Origin of the sequence: Streptomyces sp. NPDC088910, from assembly GCF_044749865.1 — a bacterium.
Classification (GTDB): Bacteria; Actinomycetota; Actinomycetes; order Streptomycetales; family Streptomycetaceae; genus Actinacidiphila.
The window spans coordinates 454,538-474,586 of sequence record NZ_JBIVIV010000002.1; the positions used below are offsets into that span (position 1 = coordinate 454,538).

General features: G+C 73.0%; 18 protein-coding genes and 1 tRNA gene. 8 read left to right on the plus strand and 11 right to left on the minus strand.

The annotated features are described in order from the left end of the window. Positions 1 to 46: 46 nt before the first annotated feature. Positions 47 to 574, minus strand: coding sequence for an FHA domain-containing protein (locus ACIP4Z_RS06545; protein WP_355336703.1), 528 nt, complete (start codon positions 572 to 574; stop codon positions 47 to 49). A 10-nt stretch (positions 575 to 584) separates the two neighbouring features. Further along, entirely contained in the window at positions 585 to 1,508 is a 924-nt protein-coding gene (locus tag ACIP4Z_RS06550; RefSeq protein ID WP_355336704.1) for a DUF3662 and FHA domain-containing protein, read from the minus strand. Between the two features lie 416 nt (positions 1,509 to 1,924). Here ACIP4Z_RS06550 and ACIP4Z_RS06555 point away from each other — a divergent pair. Together ACIP4Z_RS06555 and ACIP4Z_RS06560 are read left to right on the plus strand one after the other, a co-directional pair. Then, positions 1,925 to 2,008 (plus strand) — tRNA-Leu (locus tag ACIP4Z_RS06555). A gap of 307 nt (positions 2,009 to 2,315) precedes the next feature. Continuing rightward, positions 2,316 to 2,891: a TerD family protein gene (locus tag ACIP4Z_RS06560; RefSeq protein WP_355336705.1), complete on the plus strand. Its 576-nt coding sequence runs from the start codon at positions 2,316 to 2,318 to the stop codon at positions 2,889 to 2,891. Positions 2,892 to 3,098: 207 nt separating this feature from the next. Here ACIP4Z_RS06560 and ACIP4Z_RS06565 read toward each other — a convergent pair whose 3' ends face one another. Both ACIP4Z_RS06565 and ACIP4Z_RS06570 read right to left on the minus strand, forming a co-directional pair. After that, on the minus strand, positions 3,099 to 3,539 hold the full coding sequence (locus ACIP4Z_RS06565) for a MarR family winged helix-turn-helix transcriptional regulator (protein WP_401305503.1): 441 nt from the start codon (positions 3,537 to 3,539) through the stop codon (positions 3,099 to 3,101). Between the two features lie 51 nt (positions 3,540 to 3,590). Beyond that, positions 3,591 to 6,950 (minus strand): SpoIIE family protein phosphatase, encoded by a 3,360-nt coding sequence (locus ACIP4Z_RS06570; RefSeq protein ID WP_401305505.1) that lies wholly within the window; start codon positions 6,948 to 6,950, stop codon positions 3,591 to 3,593. A gap of 149 nt (positions 6,951 to 7,099) precedes the next feature. On the opposite strand from ACIP4Z_RS06570, the gene ACIP4Z_RS06575 reads away from it, so the two are divergent. From ACIP4Z_RS06575 to ACIP4Z_RS06585, 3 genes are all read left to right on the plus strand, one after another. Then, the gene (locus tag ACIP4Z_RS06575) at positions 7,100 to 8,602 is read left to right on the plus strand and encodes a DUF2252 domain-containing protein (protein ID WP_401305507.1); all 1,503 of its coding nucleotides are present in this window, start codon (positions 7,100 to 7,102) and stop codon (positions 8,600 to 8,602) included. A 248-nt stretch (positions 8,603 to 8,850) separates the two neighbouring features. Then, on the plus strand, positions 8,851 to 9,675 hold the full coding sequence (locus tag ACIP4Z_RS06580) for a hypothetical protein (protein WP_355336709.1): 825 nt from the start codon (positions 8,851 to 8,853) through the stop codon (positions 9,673 to 9,675). 218 nt (positions 9,676 to 9,893) lie between these two features. Beyond that, a complete protein-coding gene (locus tag ACIP4Z_RS06585; protein WP_355336710.1) occupies positions 9,894 to 10,226 on the plus strand; it encodes a rhodanese-like domain-containing protein in 333 nt (110 codons plus the stop codon). A gap of 15 nt (positions 10,227 to 10,241) precedes the next feature. On the opposite strand, the gene ACIP4Z_RS06590 is transcribed toward ACIP4Z_RS06585, so the two are convergent. The 6 genes from ACIP4Z_RS06590 to paaA are packed head-to-tail and all read right to left on the minus strand — an operon-like array spanning position 10,242 to position 15,147. Further along, a complete protein-coding gene (locus ACIP4Z_RS06590) occupies positions 10,242 to 11,396 on the minus strand; it encodes an acyl-CoA dehydrogenase family protein (protein WP_401305509.1) in 1,155 nt (384 codons plus the stop codon). A gap of 49 nt (positions 11,397 to 11,445) precedes the next feature. Further along, positions 11,446 to 12,528: a 2Fe-2S iron-sulfur cluster-binding protein gene (locus tag ACIP4Z_RS06595; protein WP_401305511.1), complete on the minus strand. Its 1,083-nt coding sequence runs from the start codon at positions 12,526 to 12,528 to the stop codon at positions 11,446 to 11,448. Next, positions 12,529 to 13,062 (minus strand): 1,2-phenylacetyl-CoA epoxidase subunit PaaD, encoded by a 534-nt coding sequence (paaD, locus tag ACIP4Z_RS06600; RefSeq protein WP_391041941.1) that lies wholly within the window; start codon positions 13,060 to 13,062, stop codon positions 12,529 to 12,531. Next, positions 13,056 to 13,874: a 1,2-phenylacetyl-CoA epoxidase subunit PaaC gene (gene paaC / locus ACIP4Z_RS06605; protein WP_401305514.1), complete on the minus strand. Its 819-nt coding sequence runs from the start codon at positions 13,872 to 13,874 to the stop codon at positions 13,056 to 13,058. Before paaC ends, paaD begins: the two co-directional genes overlap by 7 nt. Further along, on the minus strand, positions 13,871 to 14,167 hold the full coding sequence (gene paaB / locus ACIP4Z_RS06610) for a 1,2-phenylacetyl-CoA epoxidase subunit PaaB (RefSeq protein WP_188279883.1): 297 nt from the start codon (positions 14,165 to 14,167) through the stop codon (positions 13,871 to 13,873). The genes paaC and paaB overlap by 4 nt, the downstream gene beginning before the upstream one ends. Beyond that, on the minus strand, positions 14,164 to 15,147 hold the full coding sequence (paaA, locus tag ACIP4Z_RS06615) for a 1,2-phenylacetyl-CoA epoxidase subunit PaaA (protein ID WP_391041937.1): 984 nt from the start codon (positions 15,145 to 15,147) through the stop codon (positions 14,164 to 14,166). The genes paaB and paaA overlap by 4 nt, the downstream gene beginning before the upstream one ends. Positions 15,148 to 15,446: 299 nt before the next feature. Here paaA and ACIP4Z_RS06620 point away from each other — a divergent pair, with 299 nt between their 5' ends. Genes ACIP4Z_RS06620 through ACIP4Z_RS06630 form a run of 3 tightly spaced genes read left to right on the plus strand, consistent with a single transcriptional unit; the run spans position 15,447 to position 18,336 of the window. Then, positions 15,447 to 16,112, plus strand: a complete 666-nt coding sequence (locus tag ACIP4Z_RS06620) for a DUF5819 family protein (RefSeq protein ID WP_355336715.1) — start codon at positions 15,447 to 15,449, stop codon at positions 16,110 to 16,112. Beyond that, positions 16,109 to 17,413, plus strand: a complete 1,305-nt coding sequence (locus tag ACIP4Z_RS06625; protein WP_401305517.1) for an HTTM domain-containing protein — start codon at positions 16,109 to 16,111, stop codon at positions 17,411 to 17,413. Before ACIP4Z_RS06620 ends, ACIP4Z_RS06625 begins: the two co-directional genes overlap by 4 nt. Before the next feature lie 38 nt (positions 17,414 to 17,451). Continuing rightward, positions 17,452 to 18,336 (plus strand): TrmH family RNA methyltransferase, encoded by an 885-nt coding sequence (locus tag ACIP4Z_RS06630; RefSeq protein WP_401305519.1) that lies wholly within the window; start codon positions 17,452 to 17,454, stop codon positions 18,334 to 18,336. 9 nt (positions 18,337 to 18,345) lie between these two features. Here ACIP4Z_RS06630 and paaN read toward each other — a convergent pair whose 3' ends face one another. Then, positions 18,346 to 20,022 carry a phenylacetic acid degradation protein PaaN gene (gene paaN, locus ACIP4Z_RS06635; RefSeq protein WP_391041931.1) on the minus strand — a complete coding sequence of 559 codons (1,677 nt, stop codon included), beginning with the start codon at positions 20,020 to 20,022 and terminating at the stop codon, positions 18,346 to 18,348. Positions 20,023 to 20,049: the final 27 nt, after the last annotated feature.

Sequence of the window (20,049 nt, forward strand, 5' to 3'; positions counted from 1 at the left end):
CCACCCTCTCGCTCGCGCGTCGTGGCTCCGCTCGCCCATAGTGCGACTACTTCCGCAGCTCGATGACGGTCTTGCCGATGCGGATCGGCGCACCCAGCGGGACAGGGGTCGGCGTGGTCAGCCGGTTCCGGTCCAGATAGGTGCCGTTCGTGGATCCGAGGTCCTCGACGATCCACTGGCCGTCGCGGTCCGGGTAGATCCTGGCATGCCGACTGGACGCGTAGTCGTCGTCGAGCACAATCGTCGAGTCATGTGCCCGGCCGAGGGTGATCGTCTGGCCCTGCAACGCGACCGTCGTCCCCGCGAGCGAGCCCTCGGCGACCACCAGTTTGGTGGGGGCGCCGCGGCGCTGGCGGTTGTTCTGCGGCTGCTGCCGCGGCTGGGCCTGCGCGGCGGCGGCCTGCTGCTGGCGCTGCTGCGGAGGGCGCGACTGGCCGTCCCCGCGGCGCGCCGCTCGCTGGGTCACCCGGGTACCGAAGAGGTCGCTGCGGATGACCTGCACCGCGACGATCACGAACAGCCACAGAACGGCGAGGAAACCCAACCGCATGACCGTCAGGGTCAGCTCTGACATTGCCCCCGCTTCACCCTTCGGCTTGCCTGTACACGATGGTGGTGCTCCCCACGACAATGCGGGAGCCGTCGCGGAGCGTAGCGCGCGTGGTGTGCTGTCCGTCCACCACAATGCCGTTTGTCGACCCGAGGTCCTGGACCACGGACGGCGTTCCGACCCGGATCTCGCAGTGTTTGCGCGATACGCCCGGGTCGTCCACCCGCACGTCGGCCTCCGTGGAACGGCCGAGAACGAGCGTCGAGCGGGAGATCTGGTGGCGGTTGCCGTTGATCTCGATCCAGCGGCGGGTGGCCGCGCCGGGGGCCCCCGCGGGAGCGCCGGTGCCGGGCAGCCGCGTGACGGGCGCCACACCGTGACGGGCGCCACCGCCGCCGGGGGGCGGGGCCGCGGGCATCGGCGGCGGACCCGAGGGCCGCTGCGGTCCGCCGGGCTGCGCGTACGTCGGACGCTGCGGCGCCTGCGGCTGGTGCTGCGGGCTCTGCTGGTACGAGGGGGCGGCCGGGGCCTGGTGGGCGGCCTGGTGGGCGGCTTGGGGCGCGCCGCCCTGGTGCTGCGACTCGCTGGAGGCCAGCGTGCGGCTGCGCACCCGGTAGAGCCCGGTGTCCAGGTCGTCGGCCCGCTCCAGGTGCACCTTGATGGTGCCCATGAACGTGTAGCGCTGCTGCTTGGCGTAGTCGCGGACCATCCCGGCCAGCTCGTCGCCGAGCTGCACCGCGTACGGGCTCAGCCGCTCGAAGTCGCCGGAGCTGAGCTCCACGATGAAGTCGTTGGGCACGACGGTGCGGTCACGGTTCCAGATCGTGGCGTTGTTGTCGCACTCGCGCTGGAGCGCGCCCGCGATCTCGACGGGCTGCACCTCGCTCTTGAACACTTTGGCGAAGGTGCCGTTCACCAGGCCCTCCAGGCGCTGCTCAAAGCGCTTCAGTACTCCCACGGGGCACCTCCCTCCTCGCGACCTTCCGGCCCAACGATTTCCGATACTGCTTACTGATCGTATCCACGCGCGGGAAAAACCTGTGGTTCCCCGAATCCCCTGGACCGGGCAGTGTCAACCCTCACACCGCCCGCGCCTCCTCCGCCGTCCCCCACTGGGATGGTAGATGCGCGTTCTGTCCATGGTGCCCGGTTCGCCGTCGTTCACCGCCGCCCTGTCCCCTCCCAGTGTCCCGCACCGCCCCCGGGTCCCTCTCCCACCTGCCCCCGCCCGGCTCCCGGCACTCCCCGGGCCGCCCGAACGCATGTGATTCCACCCCGGACCTCGTGCTAATCTTCTGCATGTCGGGAGGCCCTCCCACACCACTCGGACCCACCGGTCCGGACCGTGTGTGAGAATCAAACGGCAACACCCATGCGCGGGTGGCGGAATAGGCAGACGCGCTGGATTCAGGTTCCAGTGCCCGAAAGGGCGTGGGGGTTCAACTCCCCCCTCGCGCACAAAGAGGTACCGACGACACGGGCCTCCGGAAGTGACGAAAGTCGCGGCCGGGGGTCCGTTTCTCATTCCCCGGCAGGCCGGCTCCGGCCGGCAGGTCGCCTTCCCCCCGCCGATCCCCGCGGATCGGTCACGGCGGACGGCCCCGCGCGGCGCATCCCGGTGACGTACTGAAGGCCCGGGGGATCGAACGGCGGCGAACGGTGGCATCGGGGCGGGAACCGGTGCAGGGTGGTGTGCGTTGGAGTCATTGGGCAAAGGAATCGTCAAGTGGCGCGGCCCGCGCCGGATTGAGCAGGGAGATACACCATGGGTGTCAGCCTCTCCAAGGGCGGCAATGTCTCACTGACCAAGGAGGCCCCCGGACTCACGGCGGTCACTGTCGGCCTGGGCTGGGACGTGCGCACGACCACCGGTTCGGACTTCGACCTGGACGCGAGCGCGCTGCTGCTCGACGCCACGGGCAAGGTCCTGTCGGACAAGCACTTCATCTTCTTCAACAATCTCAAGAGCCCGGACGGCTCCGTCGAGCACACCGGTGACAACCTCACCGGTGAGGGCGAGGGCGACGACGAGGCGGTCAAGGTCAATCTGGCCACCGTGCCCGCCGAGGTCGACAAGATCGTCTTCCCGGTCTCGATCTACGAGGGCGAGAGCCGTCAGCAGAGCTTCGGCCAGGTGCGCAACGCGTTCATCCGCGTCGTCAACCAGGCCGGCGGGGCCGAGATCGCCCGCTACGACCTCACCGAGGACGCCTCCACGGAGACCGCGATGGTCTTCGGCGAGCTGTACCGCAACGGCGCCGAGTGGAAGTTCCGGGCCGTGGGCCAGGGCTACGCCTCCGGCCTGCGCGGTATCGCCCAGGACTTCGGCGTCAACCTCTGACGTGACGCCGTCGTTTTCGACGCGGCGCTTGACGTAGAGTCGGGCTCGTAGCGGCCCCGCCCGCGACCGTGCAGGTCGCGGGCGGGGCCGTTTTCGCTTGAAGGGCCCGTGCTTGACGAGGCTGCGCGTGACGGGCCCGTGCGTGACGGGCCCCTGTGCGACGGGTCCTTGTTGGACGGGACCTTGTAGGACGGGGCCGCCCGCGGGTTACGGCAGCGGGTGCGCCGCCGCGTCCGCGTTGTAGCGGACCAGATACGCGGCGAAGCGCGCCAGATCCTCCGGGTCCCAGGCGGCCAGCCGCTCCTGGAAGATCTCCTTGCGGCTGACCCGCGCCGCGGCCAGCGTGTCGATCCCGTGCTGCGCGAGGTGCAGCACCTGCACGCGGTGGTCGGTGGCGTCCACCCGGCGCTCGATGTACCCGAGCCGTTCCAGCGCGGCCACCTGGCGGCTGACCGTGGACTTGTCGAGCAGATAGTGCGCGGCGAGGTCCGTCGCCCGGCAGCCCTGCTGCTCCTCCAGGTGCGCGAGGATGGTGAACGACACCAGCGACAGCTCGGGGTGCATGCGCGCGGCCGTGGCCCGCGCCCGGCGCGCGAAGGCGGTCAACTCCCGCTGGATGCTCTCCACGGACGCCTCCCGTGCGGACATCGCGGCCACTCCATCCCGTCTCCACCTGCGCCGTTGTGGGACGCAACGGTATCAAGCGGGCAACGGAAGTTCGAACCAGACGACCTTCCCGACCGCCTTCCTGCTGGTGCCCCAGCGCCGCGACAGATTCGACACCAGCGCCAGCCCGCGCCCCTGCTCGTCGTCGGCGTCCGCGCGCTGCAACTGGGGCAGATTGTGGTTGTCGTCGCTGACCTCGACCAGCAGCTTCCCGACCCGCATCAGCCGTAGCTCGACCTCGTACGAGGCGGCCCGGATCGCGTTGGTGACCAGCTCGCTGACCAGCAACTCCGTGGTGTCGCTGAGGCGTTCGAGGCCCCACGCGGCGAGCTGGCGGCGGGTCAGGTCGCGGGCGGTGGCGACCTCGGCGTGGTCGAGCCGCAGCGTCCACTCGGCCACGTCCCGCGGCGCGATGCCCTCGAACCGGGCGACGAGCAGCGCCACGTCGTCCCTGCGGTCCTCCGAGTGCAGGCGCGCGAGGATCTGCGCGCAGACGTCCTCGGGGGTCTGCTCCGGCTCGATGACGGTGGCGCACAGCGCGGCGAGCCCCGCGTCTATGCCCTGGCCGCGCACCTCGACGAGGCCGTCCGTGCACAGCACCAGCCAACTGCCGTCGGGCACCGGGATCTCCACCGTCTCGAACGGCACCCCGCCGACGCCGATCGGCGCGCCGCCGGGGATCTCCAGCAGCTCGGCCCGCCCGTCGTAACCGACCAGGACCGGCGGGATGTGACCGGCGTTGGCGAGCGTGAGGCTGCGGTGGATCGGGTCGTAGACGGCGTAGACGCAGGTGGCGAGGTGTTCGGTGCCGAGCCGGTGCGCGAGGTTGTCCAGGTGCCGCAGCAACTGGGCGGGCGGCAGGTCCAGGGCGGCCATGGTGATGACCGCCGTACGGAACTGGCCCATCACGGCCGCGGCCTGAAGGCCGTGGCCCATCACGTCGCCGACGATCAACGCCACACGCCCGCCGGGCAGTTGGATGGCGTCGAACCAGTCGCCGCCGACCTGGGCCTGCCGGTCGCCCGGCATGTAGTGGTGCGCGATCCGGACACCGGGAATCCGCGGCGGCCGGGTGGGCATCATCGAGCGTTGCAGCGTGGCGGCGGCGCGCGATTCCTGGCGGTGCAGGCGGGCGTTGTCGATGTGGACGGCGCCGCGCGCGACGACCTCGGTGGCCGTGGCGGCGTCCCGCGCGTCGAACGGGCGGCGGCCGGGGCCGCGCAGGAAGCAGACCCGGCCCAGTACGGTGCCGCGCGCGGTGAGCGGCGCCACGATCATCGAGTGTCCGGGCAGCAGCGGGCCGAGCGCGGGCACGCCGAGGTCGAGCGCTATGTCGGGTGCGACCGAGGAGTCCACGACGGGAACGAGGACGTGATCGCCGAGCCGCGGCACGATCCCGTCGACGGCGAGGGAGAGCAACTCGCCCTCCGGCAGGGCCGTTTCCCACGGTCCGGGCGGTCCGTCGTGGGCGATGGCGACGCGCCGGACGAGCACGGTGGCGGCCGGGCGGTCGTCCTTGGGCGGCTCGGAGTCGGAGAAGAGCTGGTCCACGATCAGGACGGCCGCGAAGTCCGCGAAGCGCGGCACGGTCACCGCGCACAGCTCGCGGGCGGTGGTCTGGAGGTCGAGCGTGGAGCCGACCACCGCGCCGGTCTCGCGCAGCAGCGCCAACTGCTCGTCCAGCGCGGTGCCCGGCAGGTGGGAGCCGTAGGGGCGGCCGAGTACGTGGCCGCCGAGCGGGTGGGCGCCGGACGCGGGGCCGCCGGGTTCGGGTCCGAACGGGGCCTGCCCGAAGGGCGGTTGGCCGAAGGGGGCCTGGCCCGGTGGCGTGCCGAGCGGCTGGACGGACGGCGGGCCGCTGAGGACCGGAGCGAGGCCGGGCGCGAAGCCGGGGGCGAGACCAGGGGTGAACTCGGTCGGGGACAGCGGCTGTTGGCCGGTCAGGGCGTCCGCCGAGCCGTTGGGGCCGAGGTCGGAGGTCAGGGAGGTGAGGGAGGCGAAGGGCACGGCGGTCAGTGCCGAGGCGCTGGAACGGTCGCCTGCGGGGGCGGCCTCCGCGCCGCCGTTCGCCCCGTGGACGTACTCGGGGTCGCGGCCGGGGCCGTACGCGGCGGCGTGTCCGGGGGTCTGGTCGGGGGGCTGGTCGTGGCCGGGTCCGGGGTCGTGGCCGGGTCCGGGTGCGGGTCCGGGGCCGTGTTCCGCTCCGGGGCGCGGGCCGGGCAGCAACTCCCTGCGCAGGGACGGGTCCTGCTGGTCGGCGCGGGCGGCGGCGGCCATGCGGGCGTAGTCGTGCGGGGTGACCGGGAGCCGTGTGCCGCCGTCCACTTCGAGCGCCGGGGGACCGAGCGGCGCGATCTGCCGGACGAGCCGGTCGAGCCGTCCCGCGCTGACGCCGGGCAGTACGGTGCCCAGCCGGGCCGCGAGGGCCAGCGCCTGCGCCGGGTCGGCGACGCTGCCCAGGACGGCGGCCACCGAGATGTCCTGACGCTGCGGGCCTTCCGCGGTGTAGGGGAGTAAGCGACCGCCGAGCGCGATCCGCAGGCCGCCCGTGCGCAGCGGTTTGGCGTGCGCCGCGATGGCCAGCAGGCTGCGTCCGCCCGGCTCGGCGACGCGGTACGTCCACCACAGGACGTCCTTCAGCGCGCCGTCCCGGTCGGTGGCCGCGAGCGCGCCCGCCCACGCGGGCTGCGTGAGGTCGTCCAGCAGGTCGAGGGTGTCCTGGTGCGGCGAGGACGAGGTGCGCGCGACGCCCGCGGCGGACCGGGCGGGCGTCAGCAGCCCCGAGGCCCGGTGGCCGAAGACGTGATCCCAGCGGTGCCCGAACAGCTCCTCCGCGCCGCGGTTCCAGTACGAGATCCGGCCGTCGGGGTCGACGCAGAGGACGGCGAGGCGCAGCAGGGCGGCCACGCCGGTGAGGCCGTCGCCGAGCGGGCTCCGGCCGTTGGCGCTCCGGCCGCCGGGGACTTGGGTGGTGGGGCCTGGGGCGTTGGGGCCTTGGGCATGGGGACCCTGGCCGTCGGACACTCGCGTGTGGGGACCCGCGCTTTCGTGACCTGCGCTGTCGCGACCTGCGCTGTGGGGCGCGTCGAGGCTCGTACGGACGCTGTCCGTACCGGCGTGCTCCGTACCGGCCCTGTCCGTATCGACGTCCTCCGTACGGCTGCTGGTGTCGCTGCCACCGGTCGGCGGGTGGTCGGAGGCATGGGGGTCGCGCCGTGGGTGCCGCTCGGTGCCCTGGCGCGGCCGGTCTGCCTGTGCCGACTCGTCGGCCCGGGGTTCCGGATGCTCCGGTTGGTCGTGGAGGTCCTGCTGTTCGCGCTGTTCGTAGCGGGCGGAGCGGTCCGTCCGGTGTTCTGCGTCGCTGGCTGCGGGCTGCCGGGTGATCTCGTCCAACGTCGTGCACCTGCGGTTCGGCGCTGAGTAGGGTCCTGACGTCAAGGCAAGCACGAAACCCTGTGCGGGGTCGACCTATTGGCCGGATTACCCCCGGCGGTGGGGATTTGGCGTCCGTCCGTTGACGTGGGCGGTGGGGAGGGTGACCGGTGGATTCGAGAGTGCCGCATGTGGCGGGATTCGCGCGATGGCCGCACGGGGCGTCGCCGAAGCGGGCGGGGAAGGCGCTGCGGGAGAAGGTGCCGCGCGCCGCGCACGGCCGGCCGCCCTCCGGCATGTGGCGCGACACGGCGGACGTCGTCCCTGCGGTGGCCGCCGCGCTCGCGGCGACCGCGCCCTGGACCTCGGCCGCGCCCCGGACCTCGGCCGCCCCCTGGACTTCGGCCGCGCCCTGGACCTCGGCCGCGCTCCGGGCCGTCCACGACTCCAACGCGGGCCGGATACCCGAGCTGATACCGCTGCGCGTCGGCCGCATGGCGGCGAGCCCCTTCGCCTTCCTGCGCGGGTCCGCCGGGCTGATGGCCGCCGACCTCGCCGACAGCCCGGTGACCGGTGTCGGCGCGCAGATCTGCGGTGACGCGCACGCCGCGAACTTCGGCCTCTACGGCGACGCCCGCGGCCGTCTCGTCATGGACATCAACGACTTCGACGAGACCGTCGTCGGCCCCTGGGAGTGGGACGTCAAACGGCTCGCGGCCTCGCTGGTGCTGGCCGGGCGGGAGGCGGGCGCGGCCGAGGACGTGTGCCGGGCGGCGGCGTACGGCGCGGTGGGCGCGTACCGGCGGACGATGCGGCTGCTGGCGACGCTGCCCGTGCTCGACGCGTGGAACGCCATCGCCGACGAGGAACTGGTCACCCACGCCGACGCCCGCGACCTGCTCGGCACGATCGAGCGGGTCTCGGCGAAGGCCATGGCCAACACCAGCGCCAGATTCGCGGCGAAGGCCACGGCGGCCGTGGACGGCGGCGGGCGGCGCTTCACCGACGCGCCGCCCGTGCTGCGCCGGGTCGCGGACCGCGAGGCGACGGCGGTCGCGGGCGCCCTGGACGGCTATCTGCGGACGGTCGGCGAGGACCGGCTGCCGCTGCTCGCCCGTTACTCCGTCCACGACGTGGCCTTCCGGGTCGTCGGCACCGGAAGCGTCGGCACCCGCTCGTACGTGGTGCTGCTCCTCGACCACCTGGGAGAGCCGCTGGTGCTCCAGATCAAGGAGGCCAGGGCGTCGGCGCTGCTGCCGTACGTGGCCAAGGCCGGATTTCCGGCCGGTCCGGTGGGGCACGAGGGCCGCAGAGTGGTGCTGGGCCAGAAACGTATGCAGGTGGTGAGCGACTTCCTGCTGGGGTGGACGGACATGGACGCGGTGCCGTACCAGGTGCGGCAGTTCAGGAACCGCAAGGGCAGCGTCGATCCCGCCGGGCTGGAGCCGGGCCTGCTCGACGACTACGGGCGGATGACCGGCGCCCTGCTGGCCAGGGCGCACGCCCACAGCGCCGACCCCCGGCTGATCGCGGGCTACTGCGGCAAGGGCGAGGCGCTGGACGAGGCCGTCGCGGACTTCGCCGTCGGCTACGCGGACCGTACGGAGGCGGACCACGCGGAGCTGCTGGCGGCGGTCCGGTCGGGGCGGCTGCCGGCGGAGCTGGGGGTGTAGGGGGTTCCCCGGCCGGGGTGTAGGGGGGTTCCCCGGCCGGGGTGTCCGGGGTGTCCGGGGTGTCCGGGTTGCCCGGGGCGTCCGGGTTGTCAGGGCGGTGTCAGGGCCGGGGCGGTGCGAGCCCGTACGGGGGCGGGCGCGCGGGTCGGCGCAGGTGGGCGGGGCACCGTGGCGTGATCCGTGCGGGCGGGCGCTGCCGCGCCCCGCGGCCCCGCGAAGATCGGCCGTGCAGGGCCTAGGCTGTCCGAGTGACGAACAGCTCAGGAACCGAGTCCTCCGCCTCTTCCGCCACCTTCGCCGGACCCTCCGAGCCCGGCTCGCAGGATCGGCTGGCGAAGGCGGTACGCGCGGCTGAGCAGGCGTTGATCGAATTCGAGATCGCGGTCGAGACCTTCCGGGTCGAGGTGGAGAACTTCTCCCGGCTGCACCACCAGCGGCTCGGCCCGATGTACGCGCGGCTGGACGAACTGGACGCGCTGGTCGCGGAGGCCGTCGCCGCCCACAGCGGTGAGCGGGAGGACATCGAGCGCGCCTGGGAGGCCAGGGCGCTGGTGATGCCGATGCCGGGCGTCGAGGAGCTGTTCGGCGGGCTGCTCGGCACGGACGGGGTACGGCCGGTCGACGACCCGAACCCGCCGCGCCGCGTCCGCCCCGGCAAGGAGGCGCAGCGCCTCTACCGCGAGCTGGCCCGCAAGGCGCACCCCGACCTCGCCCAGGACGAGAAGGAGAAGGAGCGCCGCAGCGCCTTCATCGCCCGCGTCAACGAGGCGTACGCCTACGCCGACGAGGACACGCTGCGCGCCCTGTCCGCGGAGTGGGACGCGGGTCCCGTCGCGGACGAGGAGCTGCCGAGCGAGGCCGAGGTCCTCTACGCCCGGCTGGAGTGGCTGGCCGAACGCAAGGAGAAGCTGGCCGCCATCGCCGTCGAGCTGGACGAGAGCGCCATCGGCCAGATGATGAAGCTCTCCCCGGACGACCCCGACGCCCTCCTCAACGAGATCGCCGAACAGCTCCTGACCCAGGTCGCCCAACGCGAGGCCCGCCTGGCGGAACTGGTCCGCGACCCCGAATAGCGCCTCGCGGCCCGCTCGCACGACCCGCGCTTCCGCCCGGACGCCCCCTGCGGGCCCGGTCCCGGTGCGGGGGCCGGGGGACCCCGGGGAATCGGGCGGGGCGGGGGGTGGTTGGGGGCTGAGGTAGGTTTTTTCGGGTCAGCCAGTGATCTGGTGAGCCAAGGTGAGCGGGCCGCGGTTTCGCGGGCCGCGATTTCGTGCCCAGGAGGCCGCGTCCGATGTTCCGCTCTGAGCTGCCCGCGGTGGATGCCGCCGCCGTACCGGCCGACGCGATCCTGCTGGACGTGCGGGAGAACGAGGAATGGGCGGCCGGTCACGCCGAGGGCGCCGTGCACATCCCGATGGGCGAGGTCGTCTCGCGGATCGGTGAGGTGCCGGAGGGCGGCCGGGTGCACGTGGTGTGCCGCGTCGGCGGTCGCTCCGCCCAGGTCGCGCAGTACCTGATCGCCCAGGGCGTGGACGCGGTGAACGTCAGCGGCGGCATGCTCGACTGGGAGGCCGCCGGCCGCCCGGTGGTGGACGGCAGCGGCAGCGACGGCTTCGTCCTGTAAGCAGCCCCGCAGGGGTCACGTGGTCAGCGGATGGGCGGCGATCAGGTCGCCCAACGCCTCCTCGTGGGCCGCGGCCGGGCCCAGCGCCAGCTCCCACTGCTTGGCCCACGCGTGGTACCGGTGCAGCGGATAGTCGGTGTCCGCGCCGAATCCGCCGTGCAGGTGCTGCGCGGTCTGTACGACCCTGCGGACGCCCTCGGCCGCCCAGATCTTCGCCACCGCCACATCACCCGCGACCGGCAGGGGTCCGGGCGCCGAGGTGCTGAGCCGCCAGGCCGCCTGCCACAAGGTGGCCTCCATCGCCCGCAGGTCGATGTAACGGTCGGCGGACTGCACCGCGACCGCCTGGAACGTGGCGATCGGATACCCGAACTGCTGCCGCTTCGAGGCGTACGCGCTGGTCATCCCCAGCACCGCCTCCCCCAGCCCGAGCGCCAGCGCGCAGGTGCCGACGGTCAGCGCCTGCCGCAGCCACTCCCAGGCGCCGTCCGCGTCCAGCACATCCGTCGCGGGCACCCCCACACCGTCCAGCGTGACCTCGGCGAACCGCTCGCCGTTGGTGGAGACCTGCTCCGCCAGCGCCACCCCTTCCGCGTCCAGGGGAACGACGGCCACCACCGCCGCGCCGTCCGCCGTGTGCGCGGGCACCAGCACCAGGTCGCAGCTCCGCGCCCACGGCACCCCGGTCTGCACCCCGTCGAGCACGAAGCCGCCGCCGTCGGTGCCGCCGATGTCCACCCGCTGTGCCCGGACGGCGAGTTCGGCCCCGTCGTGCCCGCTGCGGCCGTTGGCGGCGACGGTGAGGACGGTCTCGCCGCGACCGGCCGCCGCCAGCAGCCGTTCGCGCAGGGGCGCGGAGCCGTAGCGCTGGACGGCGAGCGCCCCGGCGCAGCTCTCCAGCAGCGGGACCCGCGCCAGCACCCGCCCCGCCTCGCGCAGTACGAGGCAGAGCGCGATGGGGTCGAGCCCCGCCCCGCCGTACGCCTCGTCCAGCGTCAGGCTCAGCAGGTCGCCGTCGGCGAGCTTGCGCCACAGCGCGCGGTCGAAGTCCTCGGCGACCGCGCCGGGGGTCAGCGCGGGGCTGGGCACCCCGTCCACCGCCACCCCGGAGAAGACGGACTTCGCCGCCTCGACCGCCGCCAATTGCTCCTCGGTGAAGCCGAAGTCCACGATCCGCTCCTCCCGCCACCAATTCTGACGATGCGTCAGATTAGGGCGGTCAAGCGTCGAAGTCCACCTCGACGACGGAAGTCACCGGGTGCGACTGACAGGCCAGCACATATCCGGCCTCCGTCTCCTCGGGCTCCAGCGCGTAGTTCCGGTCCATCCGCACCTCGCCGCTGACCAGCCGCGTCCGGCAGGTCCCGCAGACCCCGCCCTTGCAGGCGTACGGGGCGTCCGACCGGTTGCGCAGCACCGTCTCCAGCACCGACTCCCCTGCCAGGGACGGCCATTGACCGCCGCGGCCGTCGAGCGTCGCCCGTACGGTGCCGCCGCCGGGTATCGGCTCGGCCGCGGTGACGGCCGCCGGTACCTCGTCCACATGGAAGATCTCCTGATGGACGCGGGACCGGGGGACACCCAGCGTGCGCAGCGCCCGCTCGGCCGCGCCGACCAGTCCCAGCGGGCCGCACAGATACCAGCCGTCCACCGCCGCCACCGGCATCAGCGCCGGGAGCAGCGCCGTCAGCCGCTCCGCGTCCAGCCGCCCCGACGGCAGCCCCGCCTGCTGCTCCTCGCGGGACAGCGCGGACACCAGGTGGAAGCGGTCGGGCCAGCGGTCCTTGAGGTCCGCGACCTCCTCCAGAAACATCGTGGACGCCGCCGTACGGTCGCTGCGCACCAGGCAGAAACTCGCCCCCGGCTCACGCGCCAGCGCGGTGCCGATCTGCGACAGCACCGGTGTGATGCCGCTGCCGCCGACCACCGCGGCGAACCGCCCCGGCCTCGGCTCCAGCACGAACCGCCCCGCGGGCGTCATCACCTCCAGCACATCGCCCGCGGCCAGCTCCTTGAGCGCGTAGGTGGAGAACTCCCCCTGCTCGACCAGCCGCACCCCCACCCGCAGGGTCCGCGGCCCGGTCTCCACGCCGTCGTTCCCGAAACCCTCCTCGGGCAGCACCGGGTCGCACAGCGAATACGTGCGGCGGATCTCCACCCCGTCGGCGAACCGGCGGATCGCTATGTGCTGCCCCGGCGCGTACCGGTACTCCGCGCGCAGCTCCTCGGGGACCTCGAAGGCGATGGTCACCGAGTCGTCCGTGAGCGGGCTGACCTCCGTCACCCGGAGCGGATGGAACATTCACAGCTCCTTGAAGTGGTCGAAGGGCTCGCGGCAGGACTCGCAGCGGCGCAGCGCCTTGCAGGCGGTGGACGAGAACGGGCTGAGCAGCCGGGTGTCGGTGGAGCCGCAGTGCGGGCAGCGCACGGTCAGCTCCACGGCGACGGGCCCGCCGCCTGCCGGTCGCGCGCCGGCCAGCGGGCGGGGCGGCGCCACACCGTGCTCGGCGAGCTTGCGGCGGCCCTCCGCGCTGATCGCGTCGGTCGACCAGGCGGGGGAGAGCACGGTGCGCACCTCGACGTCCGACATGCCGTGCTCGGTCAGCACCTCGGTGATGTCGGTGGCCATCGTGTCCAGCGCCGGGCAGCCCGTCCACGTCGGCGTCAGCTCGACCTCGACCCGGCCGGGCCCGGTCACCCGCAGGTCGCGCAGCACCCCCAGCTCGGCCAGCGAGATCACCGGCAGCTCGGGATCCGGCACGGCTCCGGCCAGCCGCAGCAGCTCCTTCTCCAGCGCGCTCGTCGCCTCGGCGGCGGGCGCGCTCCCGGTCACCATGACGCACCCGGGTGAGCGCGGTGCAGGTGCTGCATCTCGGCGAGCATCCGGCCGAACGCCTCGGTGTGCACACCCTGCCGTCCGGCCCCCGCCGACCACGGCGTCCGGTCGACACCCTGGGGTATCTCCAGCGTGGCCCGGTGCAGGACGTCGGTGACGCGCTCCAGCCACGGCTCGCGCAGCGACGGAAGGTCGGTGCCGAGCCCGTCGAGCGGTTCGAACAGCTCCCCGGTGTAGCGCCACAGGCCGTCCACCGCGCGCTGCGTGCGCCGGTGGCTCTCCTCGGTGCCGTCGCCCAGCCGCAGTGTCCAGTGCTCGGCGTGGTCGCGGTGGTAGGCGACCTCCTTCACCGCTTTCGCGGCCAGCGGCGCCAGCTCGCCGTCCCCGGCCGCCAGGGCGGTGAACAGCAGCTCCTGGTGGACGGAGAAGAAGAGCTGCCGCACGATCGTCTCGGCGAAGTCCCCGTTGGGCCGCTCCACGAGCTGCACATTGCGGAATTCGTGCTCCTCGCGGCCGAACGCCAGCTCGTCCTCGTCGCCGACCAGCGACAGCAGGGTGCGGGCCTGCCCCAGCAGGTCGAGCGCGATATTGGTAAGGGCGACGTCCTCCTCAAGGACCGGCGCGTTCCCCGCCCACTCCCCCAGCCGCTGGGCGAGCACGAGCGCGTCGTCGCCCAGCGCGAGCGCGGCGGGGGCGGAGGCCCGTGCGGGGCGCGCCGCGGTGGCCGATGCCGTGGTCGTAGAAGAGGCCGTAGCCGTAGCCGCAGCCGCAGCCGTGGCCGGGCCCGGTGCGGGGTTCGGTGCCGTGTTCACAGGTGCTTCACCCCTTCCGGGATCTCGTAGAACGTCGGGTGCCGGTACGGCTTGTCGGAGGCCGATTCGAAGAACGGGTCCTTCTCGTCGGGGGAGGAGGCGGTGACCGCGGACGACGGCACCACCCAGATCGAGACGCCCTCGGCCCGCCGGGTGTAGAGATCCCGCGCGTTGCGCAGCGCCATCTCCGCGTCGGGCGCGTGCAGGCTGCCCGCGTGGCTGTGGCTCAGGCCGCGGCGGCTGCGGACGAAGACCTCCCACAGCGGCCAGTCGCCGCCCGTCTGCTCGGTCATGCCCGTGCCTCCCCGTGCTTGGCCGCGTATGCGGTGGCCGCCTCCCGGACCCAGGCGCCGTTGTCGTGTGCGGCGCGGCGCCGGTCGATCCGCTCCTCATTGCACGGCCCGTTGCCGCGCAGCACCTCCTGGAACTCCGTCCAGTCGATCGCCCCGTAGTCGTAGCCGCCCCGCGACTCGTTCCACCGCAGGTCGGGGTCGGGGAGGGTGAGCCCCAGCACCTCGGCCTGCGGGACGCAGATGTCCACGAAGCGCTGCCGCAGCTCGTCGTTGGAGTGCCGCTTGATCTTCCAGGCCATGGACTGGGCGGAGTGCGCGGACTCGTCGTCGGGCGGGCCGAACATCATCAGCGAGGGCCACCACCAGCGGTCCACCGCGTCCTGCGCCATCGCGTGCTGCGCCGGGGTGCCGCGGCTGAGCGTCAGCAGCAGCTCGTAGCCCTGCCGCTGGTGGAAGGACTCCTCCTTGCAGATCCGCACCATCGCGCGGGCGTAGGGACCGTAGGAGCAGCGGCACAGCGGCACCTGGTTGGTGATCGCGGCGCCGTCCACCAGCCAGCCGATGGCGCCGACGTCCGCCCAGCTCAGGGTGGGGTAGTTGAAGATCGAGGAGTAGCGCTGGCGGCCCGCGTGCAGCTTGTCGAGCAGCTCCTCGCGGCTGACCCCGAGGGTTTCCGCGGCGCTGTACAGATAGAGCCCGTGCCCGGCCTCGTCCTGCACCTTGGCCATCAGGATCGCCTTGCGGCGCAGCGAGGGCGCGCGGCTGATCCAGTTGGCCTCCGGCTGCATCCCGATGATTTCGGAGTGCGCGTGCTGGGCCATCTGGCGGACGAGGGTGGCGCGGTAGGCGTCCGGCATCCAGTCCCGCGGCTCGATCCTGGCGTCCTCGGCCACCGCGGCGTCGAACGCGGCCAGGAAGGCGTCCTGCCCTGCCGCCACCGCCTCCCCTGCGGTCGCCGCCGGCTCTGCCGTCGTCGTCATGCGGACCCCTCCTTCGTCATCACCGTCATCGGTGCCATCAGGCGTGCCACTCGGGCTTCGGCGCGGGCTCGACCACCCGTCCCGTCACCGTCACCGGCTCCATCGGACGACCGGCCGGCCGACTCCTCAACCGACCGACCGATCGTTCGGTTCATTCCATGGTCGGTGGCGGGCCGAAGGGTGTCAAGGCCACCTCCCACGCCTGTGGATAACTCGGTATGGTCCCCGCCGGGACCTGCGGTGGGTAGCGTGCTGCCCGGCAGGCGTGCGTGCCCGGCACGGGTGAGAGCGGAGAGACGATGGAGTCATTCGAGGGGCCGCCGCCCCGGACCGCGGCGCTGTCCACGCCCGCGCGCATAGCCGTCGCCCTGGCGATCGGCGCGGTCGTCGTGGGCGCGCTGTACCACCTCGGCATGGTGTTCCTGCACGTCGCGCCCTCGAACACGCTCAGCAGGGAGCACGGCGCGGCGGTCGACGACTACGTCTATCCGGAGTTCGAGCAGAACTGGAAGCTGTTCGCGCCCGACCCGCTGCAACAGAACATCCATGTGCAGGCCCGCGCCGAGGTCCGCAAGCCCGACGGCAGCCTCTCCACCACCGGCTGGGTCGACCTCACCGCGATGGACGTCGCCGCGATGCGGCACAACCCCGCCCCCAGCCACACCCAGCAGAACGAGCTGCGCCGCGCCTGGAGCTTCTACACCGACACCCACGACGACAAGGAGCAGCCCACCGGCGGCGACCGCAGCGACATGAGCCGTACGTATCTCCAGCGGATTTTGCAGGAGCGTTTCGGCCCGCGGCTCAACGGCGGTGACGTCGTCCGCGTGCAGGCACGTTCCGCCACCACCGCGGTCCCGCCGCCGTCGGGCAACGGGCAGCAGACCGGCACCCAGCCCTACTACCGGGAACTGCCCTGGTGGCCGGTCACCACCGCGCCCGCCGGTCAGGAGAACGCATCGTGAGCGCGCGCGACTCCTTCGTCCCCTCGCCGTTCGCCGGACTCGGCAAAGGACTCGACCGCGCCGTCGCGCGGGGGATCAACGCCATCACCGGCCGGGCCATCGGCCCGTACCAGAGCGCGATCATCCGGATCGGCTTCTCGCTGACCTGGCTGCTGTTCCTGCTGCGCGAATTCCCGCACCGCGCCGAGCTGTACGGCCCCGACGCGCCCTGGAGCTGGGACCTCGCCAAGCGGCTGGTCGCCGGGAACCACGCCTTCACCGTGCTGCTGTGGAACGACGGCCGCGCCTGGTTCGAGTGCGTCTACGCCTTCGCGATCGTCGCCAGCGCGATGCTGCTCCTGGGCTGGCGGACCCGTACCGCGTCGGTGTTCTTCATGATCGGCGTGCTGTCGCTCCAGAACCGCAGCGTCTTCGAGGGCGACGGCGGCGACAACGTCATCCACCTGATGGCGATCTACCTCGTCTTCACCCGCTGCGGCCAGGTCTGGTCGCTCGACCGGCGCCGCGCGGCCCGCGGGGAGGCGGCCGAGGCGGGTGCCGGACCGACGGCCGTTTCCGCGTCCGACGCGGAGCCGGGCGCCGATCCGGTCGGCGTCGCCCTGTGGGCGGTGTTCGGCTTCGCGCTCGTGGCGGCGACGCTGTTCGGCAAGCTCAGCACCGGATGGGCGGTGCTGTTCTGGCTCTTCTGGCTGGTCCAGGCGCTGTGGTGGGCGGTGCGGCGGGTCGCGCCCGGCGAGCCGCGCACCGTGCTCGACATCATCGCCAACGTCATCCACAACGGCGCGATGCTCGTGATCGTCGCCGAGGTCTGCCTGATCTACTCCACCGCGGGCTGGTACAAGATCCAGGGCAGCCGCTGGCAGGACGGCACCGCGCTCTACTACCCGCTCCATCTGGACGACTTCACCCCCTGGCCCGCCCTGTCGCACGCCCTGGCGGGCAATGAGCTGATGGTCATGCTCATCACCTACGGCACGGTCATCGTCCAGGTCGCCTTCCCCTTCACCCTGTTCAACCGCCGGGTGAAGAACGTGCTGCTGGTCGCGATGATGCTGGAGCACGCCTCGATCGCCGTCGTGCTCGGCCTGCCCTTCTTCTCCCTCGCGATGATCGCCGCCGACGCGGTGTTCCTGCCGACGGCCTTCCTGGTCTGGGCCGGGGACCGGCTCGTACGGCGGCTGCGGCCGGGTGCCGCGCGCCCGCGGCCGGTGGTCCACGGGCAGCGCACCGCCCCCGACGACGCGTCCGCCGGGCCGGGGGAACCGGCCGTGGGACCACCGCCGCCCAGCGCCGTGACATGACGTGATCGGGCAGGCGGGCCGCACCGTACGCTGAGGCCATGACCGAGGACGAGGCCGCCCACCGACCCGGCGCCGCAGCCGAAGCCGACCCGGCGACCGAACCCGACCCGGCGACCGAACCCGCCCAGGCCCCCGGGGCCGACGTGGCCACCGCAAGCGCCACGGCCGCCGTCCTCGCCTGGCAGGCCGCCGCGCCGGACGCGGTGCTGCTCGACGGCTTCCACGCCCTCAAGCACGCGCTGCGCTTCGGCGCCCGCGTGCGCACCGCGGTCAGCAGCGACAAGGCGGCCGCGCTGCGCCTCGCGGCGGAGCTGGCCCCCGACCTGGCCGAGGAGCTGGCGGCGCGCGTCACCGAGATCCCCGCCGCGGCGCTGCGCGGGCTGGTGACGCGGGTGCACCCCACCGCGGTGGCCGCGCTCGCCGACCGGCGCGACCGGGCGGCCAATCTGGCGCTGCTGGCCGAACGGCCCCGGCAGGCACCGGTCGTCGTCCTGGACAGCCCGCGCAATCTCGGCAACGTCGGGGCGGTGATCCGGCTGGCGGCCGGATTCGGCGTCACCGGCGTGGTCAGCACCGGAGATCTCGACCCCTGGCACCCCAACGCCCTGCGCGCGGGCGCCGGACTGCACTACGCGACCGCGGTGGAACGTACGGCCGCCGACGCGCTGCCGCCGGGACCGCTGTACGTCCTCGACCCGGAGGGCAAGGACATCCGCTCCGTCGAACTCCCCGACGACGCGCTCATCGTCTTCGGCTCGGAGCGCCACGGCGTCTCCGACGAACTGCGCGGACGCGCCGCCGAGTTGGTCGCCCTGCCGATGCGTCCGCAGGTCTCCAGCTACAACCTGGCCACCAGCGTCGGCATGGCGCTCTTCCACTGGGCGGCCACGTCCCGCTCGCCGCGGGTACCCGGCCGCCCCTGAACCCCGCGATCAGGCGGGCCGCCGCACCTCCACCATCCGGAAGCGGCTCGCGACGAACGCGCCGTCGCACAGCGCCGCGTTGGCCGCCGGATTGCCGCCGGAGCCGTGGAAGTCGGAGAAGGCGGCCGTCTGGTTGACGTACACACCGCCGGTCAGATTGAGCGAGAGCTGCGCGCACTCCTCCCAGCAGACCTCCTCCAGGCCGCGCTCCACCTCGGCGGAGGTGGTGTAGCCGCCGACCGTCATCGCGCCCTTGTCGCGGACGGTACGGCGCAGCAGCTCGAGCGCGTCGGCGGTCGAGTCCACGGCCACGGCGAAGGCGACCGGGCCGAAGCACTCCGACAGATACGCCGCCTCGGCGTCCGGCTTGGCGCCGTCGAGCTTGACCAGCACCGGGGTGCGGACGACCGCGTCGGGGAAGTCCGGGTGGGTCACCGAGCGGGAGGCGAGGGCGACTTCGCCCAGCCCGGGGGCCGCTTCGAGCCGTGCCTTGACGTCCGGATTCACCAGGGCGCCGAGCAGCGCGTTGGCCCGCGCGTCGTCGCCGAGCAGCCCGTCGACCGCGCCCGCGATGTCGGCGACCACCTCGTCGTAGCTCCGCCGTCCCGCGTCGGTGTCGATGCCGTCGCGCGGGATCAGCAGATTCTGCGGGGTGGTGCACATCTGGCCGCTGTAGAGGGACAGCGAGAAGGCGAGGTTGGAGAGCATGCCGCGGTAGTCGTCGGTGGAGTCGATCACCACGGTGTTGACGCCGGCCTTCTCGGTGAAGACCTGCGCCTGGCGGGCGTTGGCCTCCAGCCAGTCGCCGAAGGCGGTGGAGCCGGTGTAGTCGATGACCCGGACCTCGGGGCGCAGCGCCAGGGTCTTGGCCAGGCCCTCGCCGGGCCGCTCGACGGCCAGGCACACCAGGTCGGGCGAGAAGCCCGCCTCGGCCAGCACCTCGCGCGCCACCCGTACGGTCAGGGCCAGCGGCAGCACCGCGCGCGGGTGCGGCTTGACCAGCACCGCGTTGCCGGTGGCCAGGGAGGCGAAGAGCCCCGGATAGCCGTTCCACGTCGGGAAGGTGTTGCAGCCGATCACCAGGCCGATGCCGCGCGGCACCGCGGTGAAGGACTTCCGCAGATTGAGCGGGTCGCGCTTGCCCTGCGGCTTGATCCACTCCGCGGTCTCCGGGGTGCGGACCTGCTCCACGTACGCGTACGCCACCGCTTCGAGGCCGCGGTCCTGCGCGTGCGGGCCGCCGGCCTGGAAGGACATCGTGAACGCCTGCCCGGAGGTGTGCATCACGGCGTGCGCGAACTCGTGCGTCCGCGCGTTGATCCGCGCCAGGATCTCCAGGCACACCATGGCGCGCGCCTCGGGTCCCGCGTCCCGCCAGGCGGGCATCGCGGCGCGCATCGCGGGCAGCAGCACGTCCGGATCGGGGTGCGGGTACTCCACGCCGAGGTCCGGGCCGTACGGGGAGCGCTCGGTGCCCGTCCAGCCGTCCGTGCCGGGCTGGTCCAGCTCGAAGCGGTGGCCGAGCAGCGCGTCGAAGGCGGCCTTGCCCTCGTCGGCGTCGGCGTACGCCTTGGGGTGCTCGGGGTAGGGCGACCAGTACGCCCGGGTCCTGACGGCATCGAGCGCCTTGTCAAGCGTGTCACGATGGCGTTCGATCAAGGTCACGGCGGAGACAGTGGCGGACATGGCGGACCAACTCCTCGTCGAGCTGGG